The organism is Caulobacter sp. S45 (assembly GCF_903642205.1).
GTDB lineage: Bacteria > Pseudomonadota > Alphaproteobacteria > Caulobacterales > Caulobacteraceae > CAHJWH01.
On the sequence record NZ_CAHJWH010000016.1, the window covers coordinates 1 to 25,284 of the forward strand.

General features: G+C 67.7%; 25 protein-coding genes, 1 tRNA gene and 2 pseudogenes. 14 read left to right on the top strand and 14 right to left on the bottom strand.

Features of this window, described 5'->3' with window-relative positions:
- Positions 1-709: pseudogene (locus HUV06_RS03265) on the top strand (DNA mismatch repair protein MutL); the annotation flags it as partial.
- Positions 710-1,000: 291 nt separating this feature from the next.
- Positions 1,001-2,197 carry a hypothetical protein gene (locus tag HUV06_RS03270; RefSeq protein WP_174299843.1) on the top strand — a complete coding sequence of 399 codons (1,197 nt, stop codon included), beginning with the start codon at positions 1,001-1,003 and terminating at the stop codon, positions 2,195-2,197.
- Positions 2,198-2,644: 447 nt separating this feature from the next.
- Here HUV06_RS03270 and lysA read toward each other — a convergent pair whose 3' ends face one another.
- The 3 genes from lysA to argH all read right to left on the bottom strand — a co-directional run bounded on the left by lysA (position 2,645) and on the right by argH (position 5,902).
- The gene (gene lysA, locus HUV06_RS03275) at positions 2,645-3,925 is read right to left on the bottom strand and encodes a diaminopimelate decarboxylase (RefSeq protein ID WP_174299844.1); all 1,281 of its coding nucleotides are present in this window, start codon (positions 3,923-3,925) and stop codon (positions 2,645-2,647) included.
- Positions 3,926-4,127: 202 nt separating this feature from the next.
- Positions 4,128-4,475, bottom strand: a complete 348-nt coding sequence (locus HUV06_RS03280; RefSeq protein ID WP_174299845.1) for a hypothetical protein — start codon at positions 4,473-4,475, stop codon at positions 4,128-4,130.
- Positions 4,476-4,498: 23 nt separating this feature from the next.
- A complete protein-coding gene (gene argH / locus HUV06_RS03285) occupies positions 4,499-5,902 on the bottom strand; it encodes an argininosuccinate lyase (RefSeq protein ID WP_174299846.1) in 1,404 nt (467 codons plus the stop codon).
- Positions 5,903-5,954: 52 nt separating this feature from the next.
- Here argH and HUV06_RS03290 point away from each other — a divergent pair, with 52 nt between their 5' ends.
- Complete coding sequence (locus tag HUV06_RS03290) at positions 5,955-6,542, top strand: TlpA disulfide reductase family protein (RefSeq protein ID WP_174299847.1); 588 nt, start codon at positions 5,955-5,957, stop codon at positions 6,540-6,542.
- 79 nt (positions 6,543-6,621) lie between these two features.
- Here the strand turns inward: HUV06_RS03290 and HUV06_RS03295 are convergent, their stop codons facing one another.
- Together HUV06_RS03295 and HUV06_RS03300 are read right to left on the bottom strand one after the other, a co-directional pair.
- Positions 6,622-7,410 (bottom strand): SDR family oxidoreductase, encoded by a 789-nt coding sequence (locus HUV06_RS03295; RefSeq protein WP_174299848.1) that lies wholly within the window; start codon positions 7,408-7,410, stop codon positions 6,622-6,624.
- A gap of 232 nt (positions 7,411-7,642) precedes the next feature.
- A complete protein-coding gene (locus tag HUV06_RS03300) occupies positions 7,643-9,511 on the bottom strand; it encodes a ribonucleoside-diphosphate reductase subunit alpha (protein ID WP_174299849.1) in 1,869 nt (622 codons plus the stop codon).
- 310 nt (positions 9,512-9,821) lie between these two features.
- Here HUV06_RS03300 and HUV06_RS16440 point away from each other — a divergent pair, with 310 nt between their 5' ends.
- Positions 9,822-9,953, top strand: coding sequence for a hypothetical protein (locus HUV06_RS16440; protein ID WP_256429997.1), 132 nt, complete (start codon positions 9,822-9,824; stop codon positions 9,951-9,953).
- A 60-nt stretch (positions 9,954-10,013) separates the two neighbouring features.
- Here the strand turns inward: HUV06_RS16440 and HUV06_RS03305 are convergent, their stop codons facing one another.
- The 6 genes and pseudogenes from HUV06_RS03305 to fsa form a co-directional block, all read right to left on the bottom strand.
- On the bottom strand, positions 10,014-10,931 hold the full coding sequence (locus HUV06_RS03305; RefSeq protein ID WP_371810974.1) for a hypothetical protein: 918 nt from the start codon (positions 10,929-10,931) through the stop codon (positions 10,014-10,016).
- Positions 10,932-11,204 (bottom strand): annotated as a pseudogene (locus tag HUV06_RS16580) (sulfotransferase domain-containing protein); the annotation flags it as partial.
- A 301-nt stretch (positions 11,205-11,505) separates the two neighbouring features.
- The gene (locus HUV06_RS03310; RefSeq protein WP_174299851.1) at positions 11,506-11,898 is read right to left on the bottom strand and encodes a hypothetical protein; all 393 of its coding nucleotides are present in this window, start codon (positions 11,896-11,898) and stop codon (positions 11,506-11,508) included.
- Between the two features lie 207 nt (positions 11,899-12,105).
- Positions 12,106-12,918 (bottom strand): sulfotransferase, encoded by an 813-nt coding sequence (locus tag HUV06_RS03315; protein ID WP_174299852.1) that lies wholly within the window; start codon positions 12,916-12,918, stop codon positions 12,106-12,108.
- A gap of 164 nt (positions 12,919-13,082) precedes the next feature.
- Positions 13,083-13,157: transfer RNA gene (locus HUV06_RS03320), tRNA-Val, on the bottom strand.
- Between the two features lie 93 nt (positions 13,158-13,250).
- The gene (gene fsa, locus HUV06_RS03325) at positions 13,251-13,904 is read right to left on the bottom strand and encodes a fructose-6-phosphate aldolase (protein WP_174299853.1); all 654 of its coding nucleotides are present in this window, start codon (positions 13,902-13,904) and stop codon (positions 13,251-13,253) included.
- 101 nt (positions 13,905-14,005) lie between these two features.
- Here fsa and HUV06_RS03330 point away from each other — a divergent pair, with 101 nt between their 5' ends.
- A complete protein-coding gene (locus HUV06_RS03330) occupies positions 14,006-14,878 on the top strand; it encodes a TraB/GumN family protein (protein ID WP_174299854.1) in 873 nt (290 codons plus the stop codon).
- A 10-nt stretch (positions 14,879-14,888) separates the two neighbouring features.
- Here HUV06_RS03330 and HUV06_RS03335 read toward each other — a convergent pair whose 3' ends face one another.
- From HUV06_RS03335 to HUV06_RS03345, 3 genes are read right to left on the bottom strand one after another with little or no spacing between them, the layout of a single operon-like run.
- Positions 14,889-15,503 (bottom strand): TadE/TadG family type IV pilus assembly protein, encoded by a 615-nt coding sequence (locus HUV06_RS03335; RefSeq protein WP_217433614.1) that lies wholly within the window; start codon positions 15,501-15,503, stop codon positions 14,889-14,891.
- A gap of 23 nt (positions 15,504-15,526) precedes the next feature.
- Entirely contained in the window at positions 15,527-16,147 is a 621-nt protein-coding gene (locus HUV06_RS03340; RefSeq protein ID WP_174299856.1) for a TadE/TadG family type IV pilus assembly protein, read from the bottom strand.
- Between the two features lie 24 nt (positions 16,148-16,171).
- Entirely contained in the window at positions 16,172-16,573 is a 402-nt protein-coding gene (locus HUV06_RS03345) for a pilus assembly protein N-terminal domain-containing protein (protein ID WP_174299857.1), read from the bottom strand.
- A 336-nt stretch (positions 16,574-16,909) separates the two neighbouring features.
- Between HUV06_RS03345 and HUV06_RS03350 the strand changes: the two genes are divergently transcribed.
- The 9 genes from HUV06_RS03350 (at position 16,910) to HUV06_RS03390 (ending at position 25,284) form a co-directional block, all read left to right on the top strand.
- Positions 16,910-17,092, top strand: a complete 183-nt coding sequence (locus tag HUV06_RS03350) for a Flp family type IVb pilin (protein WP_174299858.1) — start codon at positions 16,910-16,912, stop codon at positions 17,090-17,092.
- Between the two features lie 78 nt (positions 17,093-17,170).
- Positions 17,171-17,341 (top strand): Flp family type IVb pilin, encoded by a 171-nt coding sequence (locus tag HUV06_RS03355; RefSeq protein WP_174299859.1) that lies wholly within the window; start codon positions 17,171-17,173, stop codon positions 17,339-17,341.
- A gap of 92 nt (positions 17,342-17,433) precedes the next feature.
- Complete coding sequence (locus HUV06_RS03360) at positions 17,434-17,946, top strand: prepilin peptidase (RefSeq protein WP_174299860.1); 513 nt, start codon at positions 17,434-17,436, stop codon at positions 17,944-17,946.
- A 119-nt stretch (positions 17,947-18,065) separates the two neighbouring features.
- The gene (gene cpaB / locus HUV06_RS03365; RefSeq protein ID WP_174299861.1) at positions 18,066-18,977 is read left to right on the top strand and encodes a Flp pilus assembly protein CpaB; all 912 of its coding nucleotides are present in this window, start codon (positions 18,066-18,068) and stop codon (positions 18,975-18,977) included.
- Positions 18,974-20,587 carry a type II and III secretion system protein family protein gene (locus HUV06_RS03370; RefSeq protein WP_254600854.1) on the top strand — a complete coding sequence of 538 codons (1,614 nt, stop codon included), beginning with the start codon at positions 18,974-18,976 and terminating at the stop codon, positions 20,585-20,587. The genes cpaB and HUV06_RS03370 overlap by 4 nt, the downstream gene beginning before the upstream one ends.
- Complete coding sequence (locus tag HUV06_RS03375) at positions 20,574-21,272, top strand: CpaD family pilus assembly protein (protein WP_174299862.1); 699 nt, start codon at positions 20,574-20,576, stop codon at positions 21,270-21,272. Before HUV06_RS03370 ends, HUV06_RS03375 begins: the two co-directional genes overlap by 14 nt.
- Positions 21,273-21,309: 37 nt before the next feature.
- Positions 21,310-22,758, top strand: a complete 1,449-nt coding sequence (locus HUV06_RS03380; protein ID WP_174299863.1) for an AAA family ATPase — start codon at positions 21,310-21,312, stop codon at positions 22,756-22,758.
- 13 nt (positions 22,759-22,771) lie between these two features.
- A complete protein-coding gene (locus HUV06_RS03385; RefSeq protein WP_174299864.1) occupies positions 22,772-24,307 on the top strand; it encodes a CpaF family protein in 1,536 nt (511 codons plus the stop codon).
- A 5-nt stretch (positions 24,308-24,312) separates the two neighbouring features.
- Positions 24,313-25,284 (top strand): type II secretion system F family protein, encoded by a 972-nt coding sequence (locus HUV06_RS03390; RefSeq protein WP_174299865.1) that lies wholly within the window; start codon positions 24,313-24,315, stop codon positions 25,282-25,284.

Genomic DNA, 25,284 nt, shown 5'->3' on the forward strand with positions numbered 1-25,284 from the left:
GGGCGGCGTGGCGGAGCGGGCCGAGCCTGCCTGGGGGCTGCCCGGCGTGGCCGAGGTCTCCGCCCGGGTGGAGGACGCCGATCCCGCGGCGCGCGAGAGCTACGGCGCGACCGTGGTGGACCCGCTGGACTTCCCCCTCGGCGCCGCGCGGGCCCAGGTGCACGGAACCTACATCATCGCCCAGACCCGCGACGGCATAGTGGTGGTGGACCAGCACGCCGCCCACGAGCGGCTGGTCTACGAGCGCATGAAGGCGGAGATGGCGGACGGCTCGGTCGCCCGGCAATCCTTGCTTCTGCCCGAGGTGGTGGAGCTCGAGCCGTCCGAGGCCGAGCGGGTCGCAGGCCGAGCCGAGGAGCTGGCCGAGCTCGGTCTGGTGCTGGAGGCCTTCGGCCCCGGCGCGGTGCTCGTGCGCGAGACCCCGGCCCTGCTCGGCGAGACCGACGTGGCGGGTCTCGTGCGCGACATCGCCGACGACCTGGCGGAGAGCGGCGCGGCGCTGTCCCTCAAGGAGCGGCTGGGCGCGGTCTGCGGGACCATGGCCTGCCACGGCAGCGTGCGCGCCGGCCGGCGGCTGGGCGCGGCCGAGATGAACGCGCTCCTCCGCCAGATGGAGGCCACCCCCCACTCCGGCCAGTGCAACCACGGGCGGCCGACCTATGTGGAGCTGAAGCTGGCGGACCTGGAGAAGCTGTTTGGGCGCCGGTGAAGCGGCCTTCCGTCTGTCGAAGTAGGAGGGAGTCCCTCCTCTCATCGCCTCGCTGGCGCCTTGCAAGGCCCGGCGGACGAAGCGTCTGCGAGGGTCGAAGGCTCAGGGTAGGGTACTTTATGTTAACGTGCGAAGTACAATGTCACATTCAGGCGTTGTTCGCTTCGAGTGCCAGTTCATGCCCGCAGCCCCCGTTTTGCTGAACGAAGCCGTTAGGCTCTCGGCTCTACGAGACGCCTCCATCCTGACCACGGCCGAGCGCGGCGGCCGCTTCGCGCTCAAGGCCGCGGTATGAGCGCGCTGGCCCAGGTTCAGACACTGTTCGAGCACGATCGATCGGCCCAGCTGGCGGCGATCGCCAGATCCGGCGCCTGCGAAGCCGGTCGCGTCATCATGCTCGACTTCTCGCTGGTCCGGGAGAAGGTCGGGGCGCGCTGGAGCGCCCGGTGCGAGGCGATCTGGGACCACACCGAGCGGACGATAAGACGCCACCTCCTGTCCACGGGCATCTTCTGCCGCGTGAACCAGACCAATTACGTGATCAGTTTCGCCGACATGGACGGCTTCGGAGCTCAGGGGCTGGGCTTCCGCATCATGGAAGATGTGATCACCCACTTCCTGGGAAGCTGCTCGCCCAAGGACATGCTTGTCAAAACCGTGTCGGAATTGAGCGAGAGCGAAATCATCGCCTCGCCCGTAGCCTTTCGCGACGAACACCTCACTCACGGGCCGGACCCTACCGGCTCGGCGCGGCCGGTTCGCCGTCCAACCTCTCTGCCGCCCCTCGTCCATGTCATCGAAGACCAGCTCCAACAATCGTTCGCCTTCGAGCACGTCTTCAACCTCAAGTTGGACAAGCCGGTCGCCTTGCGGGTCTCCTCCTCGCTGATGGAGCCGATCACGCGCAGGCCATTGAAGCCGGCTGAACAGGCGGCGCTTACAACGCGTCTCCTTCTCAAGGCTGATCTCAACACGTTCGAGATGCTGGACCATCTAATAGCGGAAATGCCGCCTAAGCTGATCATCGCACCGCTTTCGATGCAGACCTTGACGGCCACGAAATCAAGGTCGGCGCTTTTGACCTTCCTCAACAAACTGGACAGTCAAGCCAAGAGCCGCTTGATTGTGGAAATATATGGACTTGAAGACGGTACGCCCGCGTCTCGCCTGACGGAAACAACGACCCTGCTGAAGCCGTTCTGTCGCACGGTCATGGCGCGGATCACCTCCAGCCGTTCGTCCATCTCGAACGTCCGCACAGCACGCCTGCCTGCGGTCAGCACCTGCGCGCTCGACGCGGGCGCCAGCCCCGCGAAGCTCGCGGCGAACCTGCTCGCCGTCGGGGAGGCCGCACGTGGGATTGCGCCCATGCTGATGGTGAGCGATCTGCCCGACGTCATGTTTCTGTCGGTGTGCACGGTGGCCGGGTTCAGCCACGCGGCCGTAACGTCGCGCTCATTGAGGTCTGAGGGCCTTGAATTCGGATAGGTATGCCGCCGTTCGGCTTGCGCACGCCGCAAGACGCGCGCCCGCATCCATCAGAGCGGCGACCCGTCATCTCCCGCTTTGCTCCGCCTTGGGCTACCTCTGCCTGCAAGGCGGCTCCGACACGAACAGCAAGCGGGACGACACGACTGCGCAACCCCGGGGCCCGAGGCGCGCCCTAGTGATTTCCCCGGTCAAACGGCGCAGCATGAGAGCCCGATCCCTCAGTAGGTCGTCAATGGGCATCGTAACGGCCCAGACCCGTCCAGGTCCTGACAGCGGCGGAGGAAAACCCCCGCGCAGGACCCGTGCCCTATGGGGGCGCGTAGGCGTACACGGTCTTTCTCATGCGCGTTCGCCCCACGCGGGGGCGGCTCCAGACCGACGAAGCCGCGCTGAGGCCAGCGCGGCAGGACGCGTTTCCCGCAAGCACTGCGTTGCAACGCGGCCTCACCCCAGCCACGGCGCCCTCCGTTCCCGCCCCAGCATCTCTTCGTAGCTCGGGCGAGGCCGCGTGACGGCGTAGTCTGCGCCCTTCACCAGCACCTCGGGGACGAGCGGTCGGCTGTTGTATTCGCTGGACATGGAGGCGCCGTAGGCGCCGGCGGTCATCAGGGCCACCAGATCGCCCGCCGCGAGGTCCGGCAGGCGGCGGTCGCGGGCGAAGGTGTCGCCGGTCTCGCAGACCGGACCGACCACGTCGTACGGGCGCTCGACGGCGCCCGGCTCTGGGGTGCGCACGGGCCGGATGGCGTGGTGGGCGTCGTACAGGGCTGGGCGCAGCAGGTCGTTCATGGCGGCGTCCAGCACCAGGAAGCGGCGCCCGCTTGGACGGGTGTGCACCTGGATCACCCGGCTCAGCAGCACCCCGGCGTTGGCGACGATCAGCCGGCCCGGCTCGAAGGCCAGCTCCACCTCCAGGTCGCCCACCGTGTCGAGCACGGCGCGGGCGTAGTCGGCGGGCGTCGGGGGCGGCGGGGCGTCGCCGTAGGGGACGCCCAGGCCGCCGCCGAGGTCCAGCCGCCGCACGGGCAGGCCGCCGGCCCTCAGCCGCTCCACCAGGGTGCGCATGGCGGCGAAGGCGGCGCGGAGCGGGGCGAACTCGGTGATCTGGCTGCCGATGTGGCAGGCCAGGCCCGCCACGTCGAACTGGGGCAGGGCGCAGGCCCGGGCGTACAGGCGTTCCACCTCGCTGGCGCTGACGCCGAACTTGTTCTCGTCAGACCCGGTGGTGATCTTGGCGTGACCGCCCGCGCCCACGTCCGGATTGACCCGCAGTGCGACGGTGGCGCGCACCCCCTTGTCGGCGGCGATGGCGGCCAGGCGGTGCAGCTCGAGCTCGGACTCCAGGTTGATCTCGCTGACCCCGGCGTCGAGTGCGAAGGCCAGCTCCGCGTCGGTCTTGCCGACGCCGGAGAAGACGATGCGCGAGGCGGGCACGCCCGCGGCGAGCGCGCGCCGGATCTCGCCCTCCGACACCGTGTCGGCCCCGGCGCCCAGCCTCGCCAGGGTGGCCAGCACCGCCAGGCTGCTGTTGGCCTTCACGGCATAGGCGACAGACACGTCACGGGGAGCGAAGGCCCGGACGAAGACGGCGTAATGATGGGCCAGGGTGGCGGAGGCGTAGACGTAGACAGGGGTGCCCACGGCGTCGGCGATGCGGGAGAGCGGGACCTCCTCGCACCACAGCTCAAGCCCGGGCGGACCAGGGCGATCGTGGAAATGGTGCATGGGGGCGTCCTGGAGCAGATGTGGCGGCAGTCGCCTGCCTCGGCTTTGGCCTCATCCGCCTTGTGGAGAAGCAGGTCCCTCCAAGGTCATGCGACGCCTCGCCCTTCGACAAGCTCAGGATGAGGCGACTGTCGACGTGGCTACCGACTTGGAAGGCTCCCCCGGCGTTTCCGCTCGCTTGAAAGCAGGAGGGCGGTCCGCCTCAGTTCGGCGGCGTGGTGCTGACGTTGGGGCCGAGCGGGTTGGGCTCGCCCGGCACCGGCGAGTCGCGCGGCGTGGTCATCTTGGAGGCGGGGTCCTGGATGTCGCGGGTGGTCAGCGGCTGGTCGTCGTCCACGGTGTTGGCCTCCCGCTCGGCGGAGCCTGTGGTGTTGCGGCTCTCGGCGCTCTGGTCGGAGGCCGCCCGGGCGCGGGCGGCGCGTTGGGCGTAGTAGTCGCGCTTGGCGTTCTGGCCGAACAGGGGCGCAGGCTGCTGCAGCGGGCCGACCTCGCCGCAGGCGGTCAAGCCGAGCGTCAGAACGCCGGCGCCCAGCAGGGCGGCAGGCACCATCCAACGGCGAAGGTCCGATCCAGTCATGACAGCAAACCCTTCCAGCGCGCCACCTGGCGTCGAACCTCGTCGGGGGCCGTGCCCCCGTAGCTGGTCCGGCTCGCCACCGACGCTGAGGGGGAGAGCACGGCGTAAACGCCGTGATCGATCCTGGGTTCTAACGATTGCAACTCTTGCAGAGACAAATCCGCAAGGCCGACGCCCATCGCCTCCGCCCGCTTCACCGCAGCGCCCGTGATGTGGTGGGCTTGGCGGAACGGCAGGTCCAGCGCACGCACCAGCCAGTCCGCGAGATCGGTGGCGGTGGAGAAGCCAGAACCAGCCGACTGCGCCATCCGCTCGATGTCCGGCTCGATGTCGGCCACCATGCCGGCCATCGCGGCAAGCGACAGGTCGAGCGCGTCGTGGGCGTCGAACACCGGCGGCTTGTCCTCCTGCATGTCCTTGGCATAGGCGAGCGGCAGGCCTTTCATCACCAGGGTCAGGCTGGTCAGGGCGCCGAAGATGCGGCCGATCTTGGCGCGCACCAGCTCGGCGGCGTCCGGATTGCGCTTCTGCGGCATGATCGAGGAGCCGGTGGTGAAGGCGTCCGACAGGTGTGCGAAGCCGAACTGCGGCGTCACCCAGATCACGATCTCTTCGGCCAGGCGGGACAGGTGGACCGCGCAGATCGAGGCGGCGGAGAGGTACTCCAGGGCGAAGTCGCGATCCGAGACGCTGTCCAGGGAGCTGGCGGTGGGTCGGTCGAAGCCCAGCGCCCCGGCGGTGAAGTCGCGGTCGATGGGGAAGGGCGAGCCGGCCAGCGCGGCGGCGCCCAGTGGGCACTCGTTCATCCGCGCGCGGGCGTCTTGGAAGCGGGAGGAGTCGCGGCCGAACATCTCCACATAGGCCATCAGGTGGTGGCCCAAGGTCACGGGTTGTGCGGGCTGAAGGTGAGTGAAGCCGGGCATCAGCGTGGCGGCATGCACCTCGGCCTTGTCCAGCAGGGCGTGCTGCAGCGCGGTAAGCTGGGCGACCGCGTGGTCGCAGGCGTCGCGGACCCACATGCGGAAGTCCACCGCCACCTGATCGTTGCGCGAGCGGGCGGTGTGCAAACGACCGGCCGCCGGGCCGATCAGCTCCGCCAGCCGCGCCTCGATGTTCATGTGGATGTCTTCGTACTGATCGCGGAAAGGGAAGCTCCCGTCCGTGATCTCCTGCTCGATCTTCGCCAGTCCGTCCTGGATCGCGGTCGTGTCGGCGCTTGTAATCACGCCCTGCCTGGACAACATCGCAGCGTGCGCGCGGGAGCCCCGAAGGTCCTGCGCCCACAGGCGGCGGTCCACGCCGATCGAGACGTTGATCGCCTGCATCAGCTCGGCCGGTCGTCGCTCGAACCGGCCGCCCCAGATGTCTTGCCCCTTCGGGACCACGGGATCATCGGACATGGCGGATGTGCAACCTCAAGGGGCCGGGCAGGCTGGCGGTCGCCGCCCAGCGATGGGGCGCGGCCTGACGGCGGCGTTGGCTCTGGTGATCCTGGTGGGCGTGGCCGGCGTCCTATACGTCATCGTCGCGGCGGCGATCAAACCGGGCGGGGTGGGGGGGCTGTCGGGGCTGAACCGCGGCGCAATGGCCAAGCTGCAGGTCCTGCCCGACCCCGTCCCGGCCGCCCCGGTGGCCTTCGTGGGCGAGGACGCCAAGCCGGTGCGCCTCATCGACTTCAAAGGCCGCGCGGTGGTGCTGAACCTCTGGGCCACCTGGTGCGCGCCGTGCGTGAAGGAGATGCCGACGCTGGCCGCCCTGCAGAGCGCCGAGGCCGGCCACGGGGTCAAGGTGCTGGCGGTGAGCATGGACACCTCGGGCCAGACCGACAAGGCCAAGGCCTTCATCGCCACGCACCCGCCGCTCGGCTTCTACCAGGACGCCAAATACGCCTTCATGACGAGCATGAAGCCGCCCCTGATCGGCTTTCCCACCACCGTGCTGATCGACCGGTCGGGCATGGAGCGAGCGATTTATTCCGGAGACACCGACTGGTCCTCACCCGAGGCGAAGGCGGTCGTGGAGCGGCTCGCGGCGCTTTAGCAGCCCCTAATTTCCCGATCATGAACGAGAAAGCCGCCAGATGTCTCCGGCGGCTTCCATCATTGTGGCGGACTCCAGGTCAGTTCGCCGAGCCGGGCTCCGCCATGCCGCGGTGCATCCCGGCGAGCTGGCTGTCGCTCATCACCCGGGTGGCGGCGGCCTGCAGCTTGTTCTTGACGCCCGCAACCGCGTCGCCTTCACCCTTCATCAGCGCCTCGAACCCGGTCTTGGCGACCATCTCGGCATCGTCCTTCTTGGACGAGCCGACCTTGGTGTCGTCCAAGTCCGCGCGGTGGAAGAAGTCGGTCTCGGTGGCGCCGGGCAGGAGCGCTGTGACCGTGACGCCGCTGTCCTTCAGCTCCTCGCGCAGCGCGAAGGAGAAGGACTGCAGGAAGGCCTTGGAGCCGTTGTAGACCGCCTGGAAGGTGCCGGGGATCATCGAGGCGATGGACGAGGTGATCAGGATGCGCCCCGTGCCCGCCGAGCGCATGTCCTGGCCCACCGCGTGGATCAGGGCCAGACTGCCGACGATGTTGGTGTCAACCACCTTGATGGCGTCATCCAGATCCTGGTCGAGGAAGGCGTGGCCGAGACCGATGCCGGCGTTGGCGGCCAGGGCGGCGACGGGCCGGCCGGCGCCCTTGATGGCCTGGTAGAGCTCGTCCACGCCCTTGCGGGTGGACAGGTCGGCCTGGAGCGACTGGACGACGGTCCCGCCGTCGGCGCGCACCGCCTGTTCGGCCTCGCCAAGGTCTCGGTCGGCGGCGAGGATGAGGTCGAAGCCGTTGCTGGCGAACTGTCTGGCCAGCTCAAGTCCGATGCCGCTGGAGGCGCCGGTGACGACGGCTAGGTCTCGGGTATCTGCCATGGGAAGTCTCCGCTGGTTGCGGAAGATCAACCGGGCGGACGGGCAGGGTGTTCCGGCTGGGAAGACGAGGCCGGGGCTTACTTCTCTCCCCCTGCGGAGCGGGGGGGGGGGCCAGGCGAAGTCTGGTGAGGGGGGCGTCGCCGGCGCCAATGGATCAGCCGCTAGCGGTGACGCCCCCTCCGTCACGCCGCTTTGCGGCGCAACCTCCCCCGCTGCGCAGGGGAGGAGAACATCACTGGCACGCCAGGCATTCCTCGTAGTCGGTCTTGCCCTCGATGCGCATCGCCGCTTCCATCTTCTCGCCACCGGCAAAGGCGGCCCGCTGCACCGACTTGGAGCGCAGGTAGTAGAGCGACTTGCAGCCGCGCTCCCATGCGGTCCAGTGCAGCATGTGCAGGTCCCACTTGTCGACGTCTCCAGGGATGAACAGGTTCACCGACTGGGACTGGCAGATTTCTGGCGTGCGGTCCGCGGCCATCTCCACGATCCAGCGCTGGTCCAGCTCGAAGGCGGTCTTGTAGATGTCCTTCTCGTGCTCGCTCAGGAAATCCAGGTGCTGGACCGAGCCCTCGTTCTCCAGGATCGTGCCCCAGACCGACTCGGTATTGCGGCCCTTGTCTTCGAGCAGTTGCTCCAGGCAGGGGTTCTTCACCGCGAATGAGCCCGACAGGGTCTTGTGGGTGTAGATGTTGGCCGGGATCGGCTCGATGCCGGCGCTGGTCCCGCCGCAGATGATCGAGATCGAGGCGGTGGGCGCGATGGCCAGCTTGTGGCTGAACCGCTCCATCACGCCCTTTTCGGCGGCGTCCGGGCAGGGGCCGCGTTCTGCGGCCAGCGTGCGGCTGGCGGCGTCGGCCTGCCGGCGGAGCGTCTTGCAGATGCGCATGTTCCAGGACTTGGCCATGGCCGACTCGAAGGGCACGCCCTGCGCCTGCAGGAAGCTGTGGAAGCCCATCAGGCCCAGGCCCACCGACCGCTCTCGCTCGGCGGCGTAGACCGCCGCGCTCATGGCGTCGGGCGCGCTCTCGATGAAGTCCTGCATGACGTTGTCGAGGAAGCGCATGACGTCCTCGATGAAGGTCGGGTGGTCGCGCCACTCCAGGAACTTCTCGGCGTTGACGGAGGACAGGCAGCAGACCGCGGTCCGGTCCTGGCCCAGATGGTCCTTGCCGGTGTGCAGCACGATCTCGGAGCACAGGTTGGACTGGCGCACCTTCAAGCCCAGCTCGCGCTGGTGGGCGGGCATGGCGCGGTTCACCGTGTCGGCGAAGATCAGGTAGGGCTCGCCGGTCTGAAGCCTGATCTCAAGGATCTTCTGCCAGAGCGAGCGGGCGTCGACCTCGCGCACCGGGGAATGGTCCTTGGGGCTGCGCAGCGCGAACTTGGCCCCGTCGCGCACGGCCTCCATGAACTCGTCGGTGATGCTGATGCCGTGGTGCAGGTTCAGCGACTTGCGGTTGAAGTCGCCGGACGGCTTCCTGATCTCCAGGAACTCCTCGATCTCGGGGTGGTGCACGTCGAGATAGACGGCGGCGGAGCCCCTCCGCAGCGATCCCTGGCTGATGGCCAGCGTCAGGCTGTCCATCACCCGGATGAAGGGGATGATGCCCGAGGTCTGGCCCGCGCCCTTCACCTTCTCGCCGATGGAGCGCACGCCGCCCCAGTAGGTGCCGATGCCGCCGCCGTTGGACGCCAGCGCCACGTTCTCGTTCCAGACGTTGACGATGCCGTCGAGCGAGTCGGGCACCGCGTTCAGGAAGCAGGAGATCGGCAGGCCGCGCCCCGCCCCGCCGTTGGACAGCACCGGCGTCGCCGGCATGAACCACAGGGTGGAGATGTAGTCGTAGACCCGTTGGGCGTGGTCGGCGTCGTCGGCATAGGCCGTGGCGACGCGGGCGAACATGTCCTGGTAGCTCTCGCCCGCCAGCAGGTAGCGGTCCTTCAGGGTCGTCTTGCCGAACTCGGTCAGCAGGGCGTCGCGGGAGCGGTCGACCTCCACCTTGCGCACCAGGTGCAGCTTGGGCCGAGGCTGGCCGCCGGCGGTCACGCCCCGCACCAGGCCCTTGCCCACCAACGCCGCTGAAGCCGCTTCCGCCATCATCAAGCCCTACATCTAGTAGACGAAGTGCATGACAACCCCAAATAAGGGATGGGTCAACCGAGATATTTTTGCGTACCCGCCTTGTCCCAGGCCGTCCGTTCACGTTTGGCCAACCTTCGATTCGCCGTGCGGCTAGTCGCCGAGGATCGCCACCCATGTGACGCATCACGTCTGAGGACACGTCCCGGCCTCAGCCCAGGCGCCGTACAGCATGGCGCAGCTTGGCCCTTGTTTATGTACCATACGGTACTTAATTCGTGACCGTCAGCCGGCCAGGACAGGCCGGAACCAGCCCAAGCCGAGCTTCAGCATGCCTAGCTTCCCCAAAGTCCCACGCGACCGCTTCCGTAAGGTGCTTGTGGAGGTCGGCGGCCTCTTCGGCGTCCTTTTCCTCGCGCTCAGCGTCTTCGACTGGCTCCAGGACAGCCTGGCGCTCGGCTGATGAGGCGCGCGTGAGCGTCCCTCTTCATCGCCGCAGTGCGATGATCTGTGACTGCACACGTCAGCATGGAGAGGGAGCGTCATTTCCAAGGGGCATGACCGTTCCTTCGTCCCCACCGGAAACCGTCAGCTTGGACAGCATGATCCCCAGCCTGCGGGCGTCGTTGCTCAGCCCAAGCTCCTGCAGATTGACCAGATCACAGAACTCCAGCTTGACCTCCAAGCGTGTCGCCCCCTTGAGTCGAGGGTCGGATATGGAGATGTCGAGGGACGTGGGTCCACCCGGGTGGCGGGCGTAGTCACGGAAGGCGCACGCGATTCCATTGACGCTGAGCCGGAAGGACGGGCCGCGCGCAGGCGGCGTGAACCAGAGGGTGAGGTTCAGCGTGTCCTGCAGAGGGTTTTGAAAAGGCAGGTCAACGATGGCGAGGTCGTCGTCGGTCCAGGTGGCGCCGTCTTCAGGGTAGGAGAAGCCCGTCCTGCAATAGCCGCTTGCGCCCGTTGAGCGGCCAAAGGCGATCGTCGCCGGCAACCGGACCGGCGGGCATGCGGCGTTGGGATATCGAGCCTGCATGAAGCCGACGTTCGCTTCCAGGACGGCGCACTGCTGGGCAGGCGACAGCCGTCGGGCGTGCTTTCCGACCTCACCGTCCCCGACGTGACCTGGATGCCAGTGGGTGAGCGGGTCGAACGTAGCCGGCTCCCCATCCCCCCCGATGACCCCGCGTTGCTGGAGCTCGCCGATCATCCTGCGGACACCAGAGGCGGAGAGTTGCTCGGCGATCTTCTCGGCCTGCGTCTCCGATACTTCGTACCCGAGCAGGGCGGCGACCCGCAGGATCGCCCCGCACGTGCCTATGTCCCCGTCCTCGTACCGGAACACATGGGAAGGGGACAGCAAGTCACACGCGTCGATGGCGGCCACGCTCTTCGAGACCCAGCTCAAGGCGTCCTGGAAGTCCAGGTCGAGGAACTCCATCAACGAGACGACGGCGTCGCGGGGATCCCTCACGCTGCAGATCAGGCGCGTCCGCCCCGCAAGCTCTGCACCTGAGAAGCTCAGGTCATGTGACTTGATGAGGATGGGAGACGTAGAGACCAGCGCTTCCACGGGAACGTCCGCCATGCAATCCGCATAGAAGGCGCTGACGCTCGCGTGGTTGGCCTCCATAAGCAGACGCGCAACATTGTAGAGCCACGTCGTGCCGCTTCGATACATCCCCAGAACGATCGTCAGGCTTCGATCCGGCATTCTACCTCGACGCCTCCCTCAGCGAGGATGCAGTTGGCTCTGGCGACACGCAACAGGTGTGACGCCTGCAACTTACAGCGGCTGACCGGCGGGCCCGGGAGGCGGCGTTCATCTGACGGCGCTAAGGCCAAGCTGAGCTTGAAGGTCCTCGCCTCGGCCTGCGGCGACTTGGGGCCGAGGATCGCCCCCGAAGCGGGATCAGCTCCGGGGGCGTTGTCTCAGGCGCTCTCGCTGGACGCGCCGCCCATCTTCGTCGCTGGATGGATGCGGCCGGAAGAGTCCCTAGGTACCAAGGGCGACGTCAGTGGGGAGCCAAGCCACTCAGGACCGGCTTCCCAGACGGATTGAAGACGTTGACGCCGTTCGATCCCACCGGACCGGCGCTGACGCCCAGCAGGCGGGTAGTGTTGAGCACGCTCACCGAAGCGATCGAGCCGCTGTGGGTGGGGTTGCCCGACAGGGCGCCGACACCGACAAGCGGCGTCTTGCCGCTCTGGAACGTGTTCACCAAGGCCTGGCTCTGCACCACGCCGTTTCCGACGGCGACGCCGGCGACCCGCGACTCCACCGGCATGTTCCCGGAGGTCACGAGCGGCTGCCCGATGGTCTGGGCTGACGCCAGCGCCGGTAGCGTTAGCGTGACCGCCGCCATCATCGCTCCGCAGCAGGCTTTCTTCATGGCTATGGACTGCATCTTTGCTACTCCCTATTCACGACTTAGATATAAGCAGTGCCGACGCGATAAGTTGCGTGTTGCTCAGATTAAATTGATTATGTGCTTAACGAGTTCTTAGTAGTTATCGCGGATTAACGATTTGATGAACATCGGTGATCGCTGCGGGGCTGCAAAGCTGTACTGGCGTCAAACGACAAAGCTTTGACGCAGCGACGCTTCTCGGAGCTATCGGGATGTCTGATCTTGTCCCGTCAGGGCGAGCCACTGTCTGCGCCTTTCAGGAGAGAAATAGGTCTGCAGCCAACCGACCTCCGAAGGCGACAGCTCCGATGCGTACCTCATGTCCGCCTCCGGGATCAGCCGTTCTGTTGCAAGGGCGTCTTGCAGCTCCGCGTCATGAAGGCCGCAGAACTTGCCGAGCTCGCCCAACACCAGAGCTGGCTGTCTGCAAAGGCGTGCGTAGGACACCTGGATGAGCCTTGAAGGATCGACGACACTTGTCTGAGCTGCAAGGCGCACCAGGGAGTCCGCGCAGGATCTGGCCAGCCTGCGCAGATCATCATCGAATCCACGTCTGTATGCGGAATAGGTGGCGGCGCATGGATCCCGGTAGACGCTGACGATCCGCACGTCCCCAGGCAGGTCCAGAACGTCGAACAGATCGGGGCTGCGGCGTCCGTGCGGATGGCCGAAGGGAAAGGACCGCTTCAGCACGAGGTGGGTGGTCGTGGAAAAGGCGTCGGAGCTCAGGATGTCCTGGGTCGTGGAGAAAAGCTCGCGTCGCGCGGCTTCATGTCTGTCGAGGCTGGTTTGCTGGTCCCAGAGCTCGGCGTTGGAACGCTCGAACGCTGTGGCCAGCGCCGCCGCCTGCTCCCGCTCCGGCAGCTTGGAATGCATCGGACCCAGGCTGGCGCAACGAGGGGGGGCCGACAGGAGGCGTTGCAGCAGGGTGGTTCCGGAGCCCTCAGCGCCTGCGATGAAGATGACCGTCTTGGCTGAGCCGCCGTCGTGTGGACCTGAGCTCGAAGGGAACGTCACCGCTGTCCTGTCCCAAGCTGTCGCGGAGCACCGCGTCGGACGCGCACACAGCTAGCCTGAAGGCGTACAGGCCACCAGGGCGGCCAGGGCCTGCAGGACCTCGTCCCTGTGCGGTGGAAGGCGGTCAGCAAACCGCCGGGCGTCACCTTTCACAGCGAAAAGGATGGTGGACGCGACAGGGATTGAACCTGTGACCCCCTCGATGTCAACGAGGTGCTCTCCCGCTGAGCTACGCGTCCGCTCGCCGAGGAGCACGGCTTATAGACTGCCCCTCGCCAAGGCCGCAAGCTTGCAGCGGGAGGCCGCAACCGTGCGGCGCGTGAGACCGCCGCCTACAGGATGGTCTGGCCGCTGCCGCTCCAGTCGTCCAGGAACTGTCGCAGGCCCCGCTCGGTGAGCGGGTGGGTGAGCAGGCCCTGGAACAGCTTTGGGGGCAGGGTGGCGCAGTCCGCGCCCGCAAGCGCTGCGTCCTTGACGTGGGTCTCGGTGCGGATGGAGGCGGCCAGGATCTCGGTGGGGAAGCCGTACTGGTCGTAGATGGCCCGGATGTCGGCGATCAGCTCCATGCCGCGGCCGCCGTGGTCGTCGATCCGGCCCACGAAGGGGGAGATGAAGGTGGCGCCGGCCTTGGCCGCCATCAGCGCCTGGACCGCGGTGAAGCACAGAGTGACGTTGGTCCGAATCCCCCGCCCGGCGAAGCTCTGGGTCGCCTTCAGCCCGTCCCAGGTCAGGGGCAGCTTGACCACGACATTGGCGGCGATGGCCGCCAGCCGCTCGCCTTCCGCCATCATTCCGGCATAGGCGGTGGAGGCGACCTCGGCTGAGACGGGACCCTCCACCGCCGCGCAGATGGCCGCGAGGGTGTCCAGAAACACGCCGCCCTGTTTGGCGATGAGCGAGCGGTTGGTGGTCACCCCGTCCACCAGGCCGGTGTCGGCCAGGGCGCGCAGCTCGTGCAGGTCGGCGCTGTCGACGAACAGCTTCATGGCGGGCTCCGGGTCGGCAAGGCCCTGGCTCTTAGATCGGGAGCGCGCCGGACGCCACCACGGGTGTCGGCTGCGCCCGTCCAAGCCTAAGCTCTCCGCCCATGAGCCGATTCCGCCCCGCCCTCGCCCTGAGCCTTGGACTGTCGATCGCCGGCGCCGGCGCCGCGCGGGCCGACCCGCCGCTCTGGCGGGTGATCGGTCCCGGCGCGGAGATCGACCTGTTCGGCTCCATCCACCTGCTGTCGGACGCCACCCGATGGAAGACGCCGGCCCTGGAGGATCGGCTCGCCAAGGCGGACGCCGTCTGGTTCGAGATCCCGCTCGGAAACGCCGCCCAGGCTCAGGCGGTGTCCCTGATGCAGGCGCAGGGAATGCTGGCCGACGGCCAGACGCTGTCCGCCCTGCTGCCGCCCAGCCTTGAGGCCCGCGTCGTCGCGCTGGCGCAGCGGGAGGGGCTTCCAGCGGCGGCGGTGGAGCACATGAGGCCCTGGCTGGTCGAACTGGAGCTGGAGCTGCTGTTCTTTGAGCACCAGGGGGCCCGCGAGGACCTCGGCGTCGAGGCCCAGCTCAACGCCGCCGCCCCCGCCCATGCGGAACGGGGCGCTTTCGAGACGCTGGCGGATCAGGTCACGATGCTGGCTTCCGATCCGATGGCTGAGCAGATCGCCTCGCTGAAACAGACGCTGGACGAGATCGACACTGACCCGCAGATATTCGCCCGGATGGCCGACGCATGGCGGCGCGGCGATGTGCAGGCCCTGGTGCGCGAGGTGGTCACGCCGATGCGCAAGGAGGACGAGGCGCTGTACCGCCGCCTGCTGGTGGAGCGCAACCGCCGCTTCGCCGCGCGCATCGAGCAGATGGCGCAGGGCCGGCAGCGCGTGTTCGTGGTGGTGGGCGTCGGCCACCTGGTCGGGCCGGACGGCGTGCCGGCCCTGTTGCGGCGGGACGGCCTGAAGGTGGAGGGGCCGTGAGCCCGTCACATCAGCTGTAGCAACTCGTTCCGCTGGGCGCATAGGCGACAAGCGCGCTCTTGCGGGGCTTGAAGTAGGAGATGTCGTCGAACTTGATAAGGTTGTTGAACAGGTCGACTGGAAACGAGAAGTTGTAGGTCGTTTCAGACATGATCACGCTGTCGCCCTGGTTGGTGACCAGGTTGGCGGGAAGCGTGACGGTCTGGTTGGTGGAGTAAGGCGCCAGGACGGTCGACGTGGTGCAGGTCGTGGTGCTGGTCGGCGCGCCCGTGCAGGACTTGCTCCACTGCACCTGGGTGGTCCCGCTGGAATCCACGACCTCCACGCTCGACACCCGCTGGTTCATCATCGCGCTTGAGATGGGCAGCGGCGTCATGATGTCGACGGCGCCGGAAAAGATGTTGCTCAGGTTGGCGTCGTTGATGTTGGTGCACTGAGCGGTCAGATCGCCCAGCGAAGACGAAGCGTGGCTGGCGCGGCGGCTGGCGATGATGGCGGAGGACAGCTCCGACAGCCCGAAGAAGAGCAGGATCATCAGCGGCGCGATCAGCGCGAACTCGAGCGCGGCGACGCCGCTGCGATCGCGCGCTACGCGCCGCCCGAAGGCCCTGACCCGTCGACGCATCATGGCCCTTGCGAAGACGGCGCTCAGCATGCGGTGGCCGAGGGGTTGGTCTGGCCGTTGGGCTCGATCTGAAAGACTTCGGTGGACTGCAGTTCGGCAACGCCGTTGGCGAAGGTCTGCAGGCTCGACATCAGTTCGGGGACAATCATCTGCCAGCGGTAGTAGGCGCGCATCTCGACCGCGCTGCCGGCGCTCCCGGAATAGTAGCAGCTGTTCGTGGGCGCGTTTCCGCCGGCGTTGAGGGTGGGGTTGCCGGCGGCGTTGCTGTACGCGCCGAGCTGGCGCACGTCCACGACCAGATATTGCGTCCCGCCGGGGGAGGTGACGCCGGACTGGCATTGTGACTGCAGCCACGACATGTTGTTGCAGACCGCGGTCATGAAGGCCTGCTTGCCGGACGTGTCGCTATTGCCGTCGGCGATGACCTGGCCGGTGCGCAGCTGGCGCGCGGCGTTTGCCGTGGCGTTGTCCAGCGTGACCTGCACCATGAAGTACATGGCGAGCTGCAGGATCGAGAATATCATGAAGAAGAAGGGAGCGCCGATGATGGCGAACTCCACCGCCGTCGCGCCCCGCCGGTCTCGCAGCCAGCCGCGCGCGTCACGGACCAGGCCTGGGCCTGCGGGGCGGGACAGGGCGGGCATGGGCGGCGGCGACCTGCCCACCGGCTACTTGGCGCCGACGACGGCGCCGTTCAGCGGCGTCGTGGCGACGTGCTGGACAGCGGTGCAGCCGGGCGCGCAGGCGAAGTCGGAGCGCACCAGGCCACGGTAGACCGAGACCCCGGAGTCCGGGCGGACCACCGTCACGTCACCCGAATAGACGGTGCGGCCGTCCCGGTCGTTCACGACGATGGCGGTGGACCCGTAGTTGCGGCCCTCGACGAAGACGGTATGACCGTCCACCACCGTCACGTCCGCCACGGTGGCGTCGCCCACCACCACGCTCGAGGCGTTGCTCACGTGCAGCCGCGCGGAATGGTCCAGCGCCACCGACAGGCTCTCTGCGCGAGCGGCGCCTGCGACGATGAAGGCCAGGGCGAAGGGGATGAGCGGATAGAGCGGGCGCATGGCTGACCTGCGGATTGGATTGCCGCACACCATCGGCGCAAATCGTCAACAAAGTCTCAAGCCCGCACACAGGTTCACCCGAGGCCAAGTCTGTGTGCGCGCGAGTCTATATAGGTGGGATCGCCACCAGGGTTGTTCGGTAAACCAAGTAAATCCGAGCCATCTGATTGGCGGCGCATGACCGGTAAACATGGTAAACGGAAAAAAATCAGGCGCCTGTGCTTGTTTTCACCTGACATTAAGGAGCTCGCGGCATTGTGACGATGTGTTCGGGGTCAAGCGGGCGGAAGTGCTCGGGACCCGCTTCCGCTTGCTAATCAACAGGAGACTGAAAACATGTCGAAGTTCGTCACCAGCTTCATGAAGGACGAGTCGGGCGCCACGGCGATCGAGTACGGCCTGATCGCGGCCCTCATCGCCGTCGTCATCATCGCCGGCGCCACCACGCTCGGCAACAACCTGAGCGCCAAGTTCACCGCCATCGCCGGCAACGTGTCCACGGCCGGCACCGCGTCCTAAGTCGGCAGTCCGCCTAGCGTAAGGGGGTCGCGGCGTTCCGGCGCCGCGACCCTTGTCGTTTCAGGGGAGAGGCTGGTGATGCGTGCCACGATCGGGCGGTTCATCCTCGATGAAAACGCCGCCACCGCCGTTGAATACGGGCTCATCGCGGGGCTGATCGCCCTGGTGGTCATAGTCGGCGTCAATTCGGCGTTCACGGCCATTAGCAACAAGTTCAACGTCGCGTCGAACACCCTGGCCTCGCACTGAGCAAGACGCACGAAGCCGGGCCGCCATAAGCGCTCGACTCAATGATTCCTTCACAGGCTGCGGGCACGATCTCCACAGACTTGGAGCCTCAGATGCCGCCTGTCCTTCAAACCCTGTTGCTGCTGGTCTTCCCCGTGGGCGTCATCGCCGCCGCGATGACCGATGCGACCCGCTACATCATCCCCAATCGGCTGAGCGCCGCCCTGGCGATCGCCTTCGTGCCTGCGGCCCTGGCGGCGGGCCTGCCACTCACCAGCTTCGCGCTCTGCATGGCGATCGGCGTGGGCGCCCTGGCGGCCGGCGTCGGGCTGTTCGCCTTCCGGGTCATGGGTGGAGGGGACGCCAAGCTCTCGGCCGCTTGCCTGCTGTGGCTCGGGCCGGCCGGCATCGTCCCCTTCCTGCTCTGGACCGCGGTGGCCGGCGGCGCTCTGGCCGTGAGTCTGCTGGCCGCACGCAGGATGCCCGGGTTCGTGACCGCCGCCGGCCCGCGCTGGGTCGGGCGGTTGCTGGAGCCGGGCGGCGACGTTCCCTACGGGGTGGCGATCGCGGTGGGGGCCCTGGCCGCCTTCCCGTCCTCGCCGCTGGCCCGGCTCGTCCACGGGTGATCCTGCAGGGGCGCGGCAGGTCGTCCGCCCACGCTTAGCCGGCCGTTAACCAGACGGGTTCATGGTCTCATCGATACACCAGCAAGACTGATGCGCAGAGTTCGCGGGGAAGACCAGGCATGAATACGGCCCGCATGGCCATCCTCGGTGTAGCCTCCTTGGCGGGGATATGCTGCGTCGGCGTGCTGATGCACGGCCTGGCCGGCGCCAAGCCGCCGCCGGCGCCCATCGTGGTCGCTCCCGTCGCGCCACCCCAGCCGACCGTGCGCGTGCTGGTGGCCAAGCGCGACCTGCCTGTCGGGGATCGGGTCGAGGGCGTGGACATGGCCTGGCAGACCTGGCCCGCAGACGGTCTCAATCCTGCCTACGTCACCGACGGAGCAGCGGCGAAGGCTGCCGCCTCCACCCAGAACCAGTTCAAAAGGGCCGCGGGCGCCCTGACCACCGTCGCCAGCGACGCCATCAGCAACCCCGCGGAAGGCAAGGGAGCCCAGTTCGTGGGCGCCCTGGTGCGGGAGCGGATCAGCGCCAATGAGCCGCTGATGGCCTCCAAGGTGGTGCGGGCGGGCGCCTCCGGCGTCATGGCGGTCACCCTCGACCAGGGCCTTCGCGCCGTCGCCCTGCCGCTCACCGCCGAGAACGCCGCCGGCGGCTTCATACTGCCCGGCGACCATGTGGACGTGCTGCTGACCCGCCAGGTGGACAGCGGCGGCGTTGCCACGGCCTCGACCACCACCCACGGCTTCGTCACCAGCACGGTGATGCGCAACGTCCGCGTGCTCGCCATCGACCAGAACATGGCCGCCCAGAAGACCGCTTCGGCCGTCGGCGCCACCGCCACGGTGGAGGCCACGCCCAAGCAGGCCGAATATCTGGTGCTCGCCAAGGCGTCCGGCACCCTGACGCTGGCGCTCCGTTCCTACGCCGACGCGGCCGGCGGCGCCGAGATCAGCGCGAACAACCACGACACGGCGGGCGCCACCATCCGGGTGTTCCGCAACTCCGCTTCCACGCCGGTGGTGCCCCAATGACGCCTAAGATCAAGCCGCCCGGCCTCCGGCCCGCAGGACACCCGCGCGCGCCGCTCCGCACCGTGCTGGCGCACATGAGCGGTCTTGCGGTGGTCTCGGCCGTGCTGCTGGCGGGCGGAAGCCACGCCCACGCGCAGCCGGCCCATGCCTGGCCGGGCCTCAGGGGCGCGCCCGACGGGGAGACCGTGAAGGTGAGCCTGGGCGGAGCGGGAAGCGCCAGCCGCAACCTGTCGCTGCCCAAGGGCAAGTCGGCGGTGATCGAACTGCCGGTGGACGCCCGCGACGTGATGGTGTCCAATCCCAAGGTCGCCGACGTGGTGCTCTCCACGCCCCGGCGCATCTATGTGCTCGGTCAGGACGGCGGCCAGACCGACGCCACCTTCGTGGACGGCATGGGCCGCCAGATCCTGCGCCTGAACATCCGGGTGGACAACGACACTTCCGCCGTCGCCGAGACCCTGAACCACGTCCTGCCCGGCTCCTCCATCCATGTGGAGGCGGTGAACGACCGGCTGATCCTCAGCGGCGAGGCGCCCAACGCCGCCGACGCCGACAAGGCGATGCGCGTCGCCCAGAGCTTCGTGGAGAAGCCCGAGAACGTGCTGAACATGATCTCGGTGGCCGGACCCGAGCAGGTGATGCTCAAGGTCCGCATCATCGAGGTGAACCGCCAGATCATCAAGCAGCTCGGCGTCAGCCTGCAGGCCCTGGTCGCCCAGCTCGACAGCCGGGCCAGCCAGTTCAGCGCGGCGACCCAGGCGGTCTACGGCGTCAACGGCTCGGCCCTGGGCGGCCTGACGGCGTCGTATCAGACCTTCTTCAATCAGCTCTCCAACGGGAATTACGGCACCAGCACCGAAGGCGTGCTGCAGGCCTTCGAGCAGACCAACCTGGTCCGCACCCTGGCGGAGCCGAACCTGACCGCGGTGTCGGGCGAAAGCGCCAAGTTCCTCGCTGGCGGCGAGTTCCCGGTGCCGGTGTCGGAGGACAACAACGGCCGCGTGACCGTGGAGTTCAAGCAGTTCGGGGTGGGCCTCGGCTTCACCCCAGTGGTGCTGTCCAGCGGCCGCATTTCGCTGAAGCTGTCCACCGAATATTCCGAGCTGACCAACATCGGCGGCTTCTCGCTCAGCAGCGGCACGTCTTCCGCCAGCACCACGTCCGGCACCACCGCATCGACCACTTCCGGGACGGGCACTGCGACGACGGGGCAGGGGATCACCCTGTCGGTGCCCGGCCTGAACGTGCGCCGCGCCGAGACGACGGTCGAGCTGCCCTCCGGCGGCGCGATGATGATCGCGGGCCTGCTGGAGTCCAGCAACAAGCAGTCGATCTCCGGCCTGCCCGGGCTCGGCGGCCTGCCGGTGCTCGGCGCCCTGTTCCGCTCGCGCGACTACCTGCAGGGCGAGAGCGAGCTGGTGGTCATCGTCACCCCCTATCTGGTCAAGCCCACCCGGCCCGACCTGATCCAGACCCCCGCCGACGGCCTGCAGGTGGCCGACGACGCCTCGGCCTACCTGCTCGGGAAGCTGAACCAGGGGTTCAGCCGGCCTGCAGCGCCTCTGCCCGGCAAGAGCTATCAGGGACCCTTCGGCTATGTCGTGCAATAAGGCGATGATCCGCGGCGCAAGCCTTCCGGCGATCCTGGCGGCGGCCGCAGCGCTTGCGGGCTGCGCCGCCGACAGCAACCCCCAGTCCCTGGCGCTCACCCCCACCGAGCACTACGGGCTGACCGTCACCAGCCATCCCGAGCAGATCGCCATCGGCCTGCACAGGAGCGGCCTCTCGATCACGCAGAAGGCGGCGCTGGCCCAGTTCGTCAGCCAGTGGCGCGACGACGGCGGCGGCATGGTCAGCGTGCGCTCCCCCACCGACGGCGCCGACCCCTCCACGGCGCGCCACATGCAGGACGAGGCCTCCGCCTACCTCATCAAGCTCGGCGTTCCTCGCGAACGGCTGCAGGTGAGCGGCTACGCCTCCAACCGCGCGCCCGGCGCGCCGCTCCTGGCCAGCTACGACCGCTTCGAGGCGCAGGGGCCTAACTGCAGCGGTGGCTGGGCGGACCTGACCGCCACCGGTCACAACTCCACCTTCGGCCACTTCGGATGCGCGGTGACCAGCAACATCGCCGCCCAGATCGCCAATCCTCGCGACCTGGTGGCGCCGGCGGTCATGACGCCGGGCGACAATGTCCGCCGATCCATGGTGCTCGACAAGTATCGCAAGGGCGAGGTCACCTCCTCCGCCAAGGACGACCAGGCGGACGGCAAGACCTCCAGCTCGTCCCCGCAATGACGATGCATCCAGCCTTCACACGGGAAGGGGCAATATGATGAGGTCCGCCCAGGCCGAATTCGAAGACTCGCTCGCAGGTTTCGACGCCGACGACGAGTTCGCCATGCCGACCGCCCTGTCCCAGGCGCCGGACGACGACATGGATTTCCCTCTGCTGCCCACGCCTCGCCTCCAGGCGGTGACGGAAGCCACCGTCGCGCCGGAAGACGCGCCCAACCCGATTGGCGCCCTGCTCGCCAACGCGGAAGCGGCGCTGGGCGAGGTGACGGTTCCGCGCATCAGCATCCACATCTTCTGCCAGCGCGCCGAGACCGCCGCCATCGCCGAGCAGGTCGGTGCGGATCGCCGGCTCGCCCGCGCCAACACCATCGTGCGCTCCGGCGGCCTGGCCGAGGCCCTGGCGCTCTACCAGAACCAGCCCACCCCTTCTCTGGTGATCGCCGAGAGCGCCGACGACGCGGCCGTGCTGCTCGGACAGCTCGACCAGCTGGCCGAGGTCTGCGACCCCGGCACCAAGGTGGTGGTGATCGGCACCCACAACGACATCCCCCTCTACCGAGAGCTGATGCGCCGCGGCGTCAGCGAGTACCTGGTCCCGCCGATCAACGTGCTGCAGATGATCCGCGCGATCACCACCCTGTACTCCGACCCGGCCACGCCCTTCATCGGGCGCACCCTGGCCTTCCTGGGCGCCAAGGGGGGCGTCGGCTCCTCCACCCTGGCGCACAACATAGCCTACGCCCTGGCCGAGCACATGCAGGCCGCCACCACGATCGTGGACTACGACCTGCCGTTCGGCACCGCGGGCCTCGACTTCAACCAGGACCCCCTGCAGGGCTTCGCCGACGCCCTGTCCAAGCCGGACCGGCTGGACCCGGTGCTGCTCGACCGCATGACCGCGCGCTGCGGCGAACGGCTGAGCCTTTTCGCCGCGCCGGCCTCGCTCGACGAGGACCACGAGCACAACGCCGACACCTACGAGGAGGTGTTGAACAAGATCCGCGCCACCGCGCCCTACGTGGTGCTCGACCTGCCCCACCTCTGGTCGACCTGGATGCGACGCACCCTGCTGGCCGCCGATGACGTGATCGTGGTCGCCACCCCAGATCTCGCCTCCCTCCGCAACGCCAAGAACCTGCTGGACCTGGTCAAGAAGGCGCGCCCGAACGACAGCCCGCCTTTCCTGATCCTGAACCAGGTGGGCGTGCCCGGCCGGCCCGAGATCCCGGTGAAGGACTTCTCCAAGGCGCTGGGCTTCGAGCCCGCCATGGTGCTGCCCTTCGACGCCAAGCTGTTCGGCCAGGCCGCCAACAACGGCCAGATGGTGCAGGAGCTGAACCCCAAGGCCAAGGTGGCCGAGGGCGTGATCCAGTTCGCCCAGATGCTGTCGCGTCGCGAGGCGCCCACGGCGCCCAAGCCCAAGACCGCCTCTCTGGCGGGCGGGTTTGCGACTTCCCTGATCGAGCGCCTGCGCAAGCGCGACTGAGGACACACGCCCGATGTTCGGCAAGCGCAGCGCCACCGGCGCGCCCGACCCCACCGCTCCCCCCCCCATCCCTCCGGGCGGTGCGGAAATCTCCACGCGCCCGCAGCGGCAGGAGCCGCCCAGGGCCGCCGAGCCCCCGCGGCCCGAACCCGCTAAGGGTAAAAGCGCCGCGGTCGACAAGACCGGTCCCCGCCAGACTGCCGCCTTCGAGCAGCTGAAGGCGGCCCAGGGCGGCACCAGCCAGCCTGGGGCCGTCGCCGAGATCGTGCGCGAGCAGAGCGACTACTACCATGCCACCAAGACGACCATCTACACGGCGCTGCTGAACACCATCGACTTGGCGCAGCTGGCCCAGCTCGACCTCAAGGCCGCCGCGGAGGAGATCCGCGACATCGTCGCCGAGCTGGTGGCGATCAAGAACGTCTCCATGTCCGGCGCCGAACAGGAGCACCTGGTCCAGGACATCATCAACGACGTGCTGGGCTACGGCCCGCTTGAGCCCCTGCTGGCGCGCGACGACATCGCAGACATCATGGTCAACGGCGCCGGCCGGGTGTTCATCGAAGTCGGCGGCAAGGTGCAGCTGACCAACGTCCGGTTCCGCGACAACCAGCAGCTGATGAACATCTGCCAGCGGATCGTGAGCCAGGTCGGCCGTCGTGTCGACGAAAGCTCGCCCATCTGCGACGCGCGCCTGCCGGACGGCAGCCGCGTCAACGTCATCGGTCCTCCCTTGGCCCTGGATGGTCCCACCCTGACCATCCGGAAGTTCAAGAAGGACAAGCTGACCATGCGCAACCTGGTGGAGTACGCCTCCATCAGTCCCGAGGGCGCGCGGGTGCTGGGCGTCATCGGCGCCTCGCGCTGCAACGTGCTGATCAGCGGCGGTACGGGATCGGGCAAAACCACCTTGCTCAACACCATGACCGCCTTCATCGACCCGTCCGAGCGCATCATCACCTGCGAGGACGCCGCCGAATTGCAGCTGCAGCAGCCCCACGTGGTGCGGCTCGAGACCCGCCCGCCCAACCTGGAAGGGCAGGGCACCATCACCATGCGCGACTTGGTGAAGAACTGCCTGCGGATGCGGCCCGAGCGGATCATCGTCGGCGAAGTCCGCGGGCCCGAGGCCTTCGACCTGCTGCAGGCCATGAACACCGGTCACGACGGCTCCATGGGCACGCTCCACGCCAACAGCCCGCGCGAGGCCATCAGCCGGATCGAGTCGATGATCACCATGGGCGGCTACGGCCTGCCGTCCCGAACCATCAGGGAAATGGTCGTGGGTTCGATCGATGTGATCATCCAGGCCGCGCGCCTGCGCGACGGCTCCCGCCGCATCACCCACATCACCGAGGTTGTGGGGCTGGAGGGCGACGTGATCATCACCCAGGACCTCTTCCTCTACGAGATCACTGGCGAGGACGCCCATGGCAAGGTGGCGGGCCGCCACCGCTCCACCGGCATCGCCCGCCCGCGCTTCTGGGACCGCGCCCGCTACTACGGCCTTGAGCGCGAACTCGCCGAAGCCCTGGACGCGGCGGAGTAGACGGCGTGCTGGTCCTTCTCGCCCTCCTGCTCGCCGGCGCCTCCGTTGGGGGAGTGGTCTTCGCCTTCGGCTGGACCAACGGGTTCAACGGCAAGGTGCTGAAGCGCGCCCAGAGCTTCGCCACCACCTCCAAGGTCGAGCGTTCGCGGCGCAACACTCAGGATCAGCAGGTCAACCGCCGCAAGAAGATCCTGACCGACCTCAAGGCCATCGACCGCCAGCAGCGCAAGAAGTCGCTGTCGCTGGAAAGCCGCATGCAGCAGGCGGGCCTGATGGCCAATGTCCGCGGGTTCTGGATCAGCAGCGCCGTCATCGCCGGCGTCATGCTGGTGCTGGGCTTCATCGTCTCGCGCAACTTCCTTGAGGCGCTGGGCCTGGCGTTCGCGGCGGGGCTGGGCCTGCCCCGCTGGGTGCTGGGCTTCCTGGCCAAGCGCCGCATCAAGAAGTTCACCTCCGCCTTCCCGGACGCCACCGACGTGATCGTGCGCGGCATCAAGTCCGGCCTGCCGGTCCACGACTGCCTGAAGGTCATCTCCACCGAGGCGCCCAAGCCGCTGAACGAGGAGTTCCGCATGCTGGTCGAGAACCTCGGCATGGGCATGTCCATGGATCAGGGCCTGGACAAGATGTTCACCCGCATGCCGACCAACGAGGTGCGCTTCTTTGCCATCGTGCTCGGCATTCAGCAGAAGACCGGCGGCAACCTGGCCGAGGCGCTGAACAACCTGTCCGTCGTGCTGCGCTCGCGCAAGATGATGGCGGAGAAGATCAAGGCCATGTCCGGCGAGGCGGTGGCGTCCGCAGGCATCATCGGCGTTCTCCCGCCGGCGATCATGATGCTCGTCCAGGTCACCACGCCCCGCTACATGGACCCGATGTACCAGGACTCCCGTGGTCACATAATGCTGATGATCGGCGCGTTCTGGATGGGCCTGGGCATCTTCGTGATGCGCAAGATGATCAACTTCAAGTTCTGA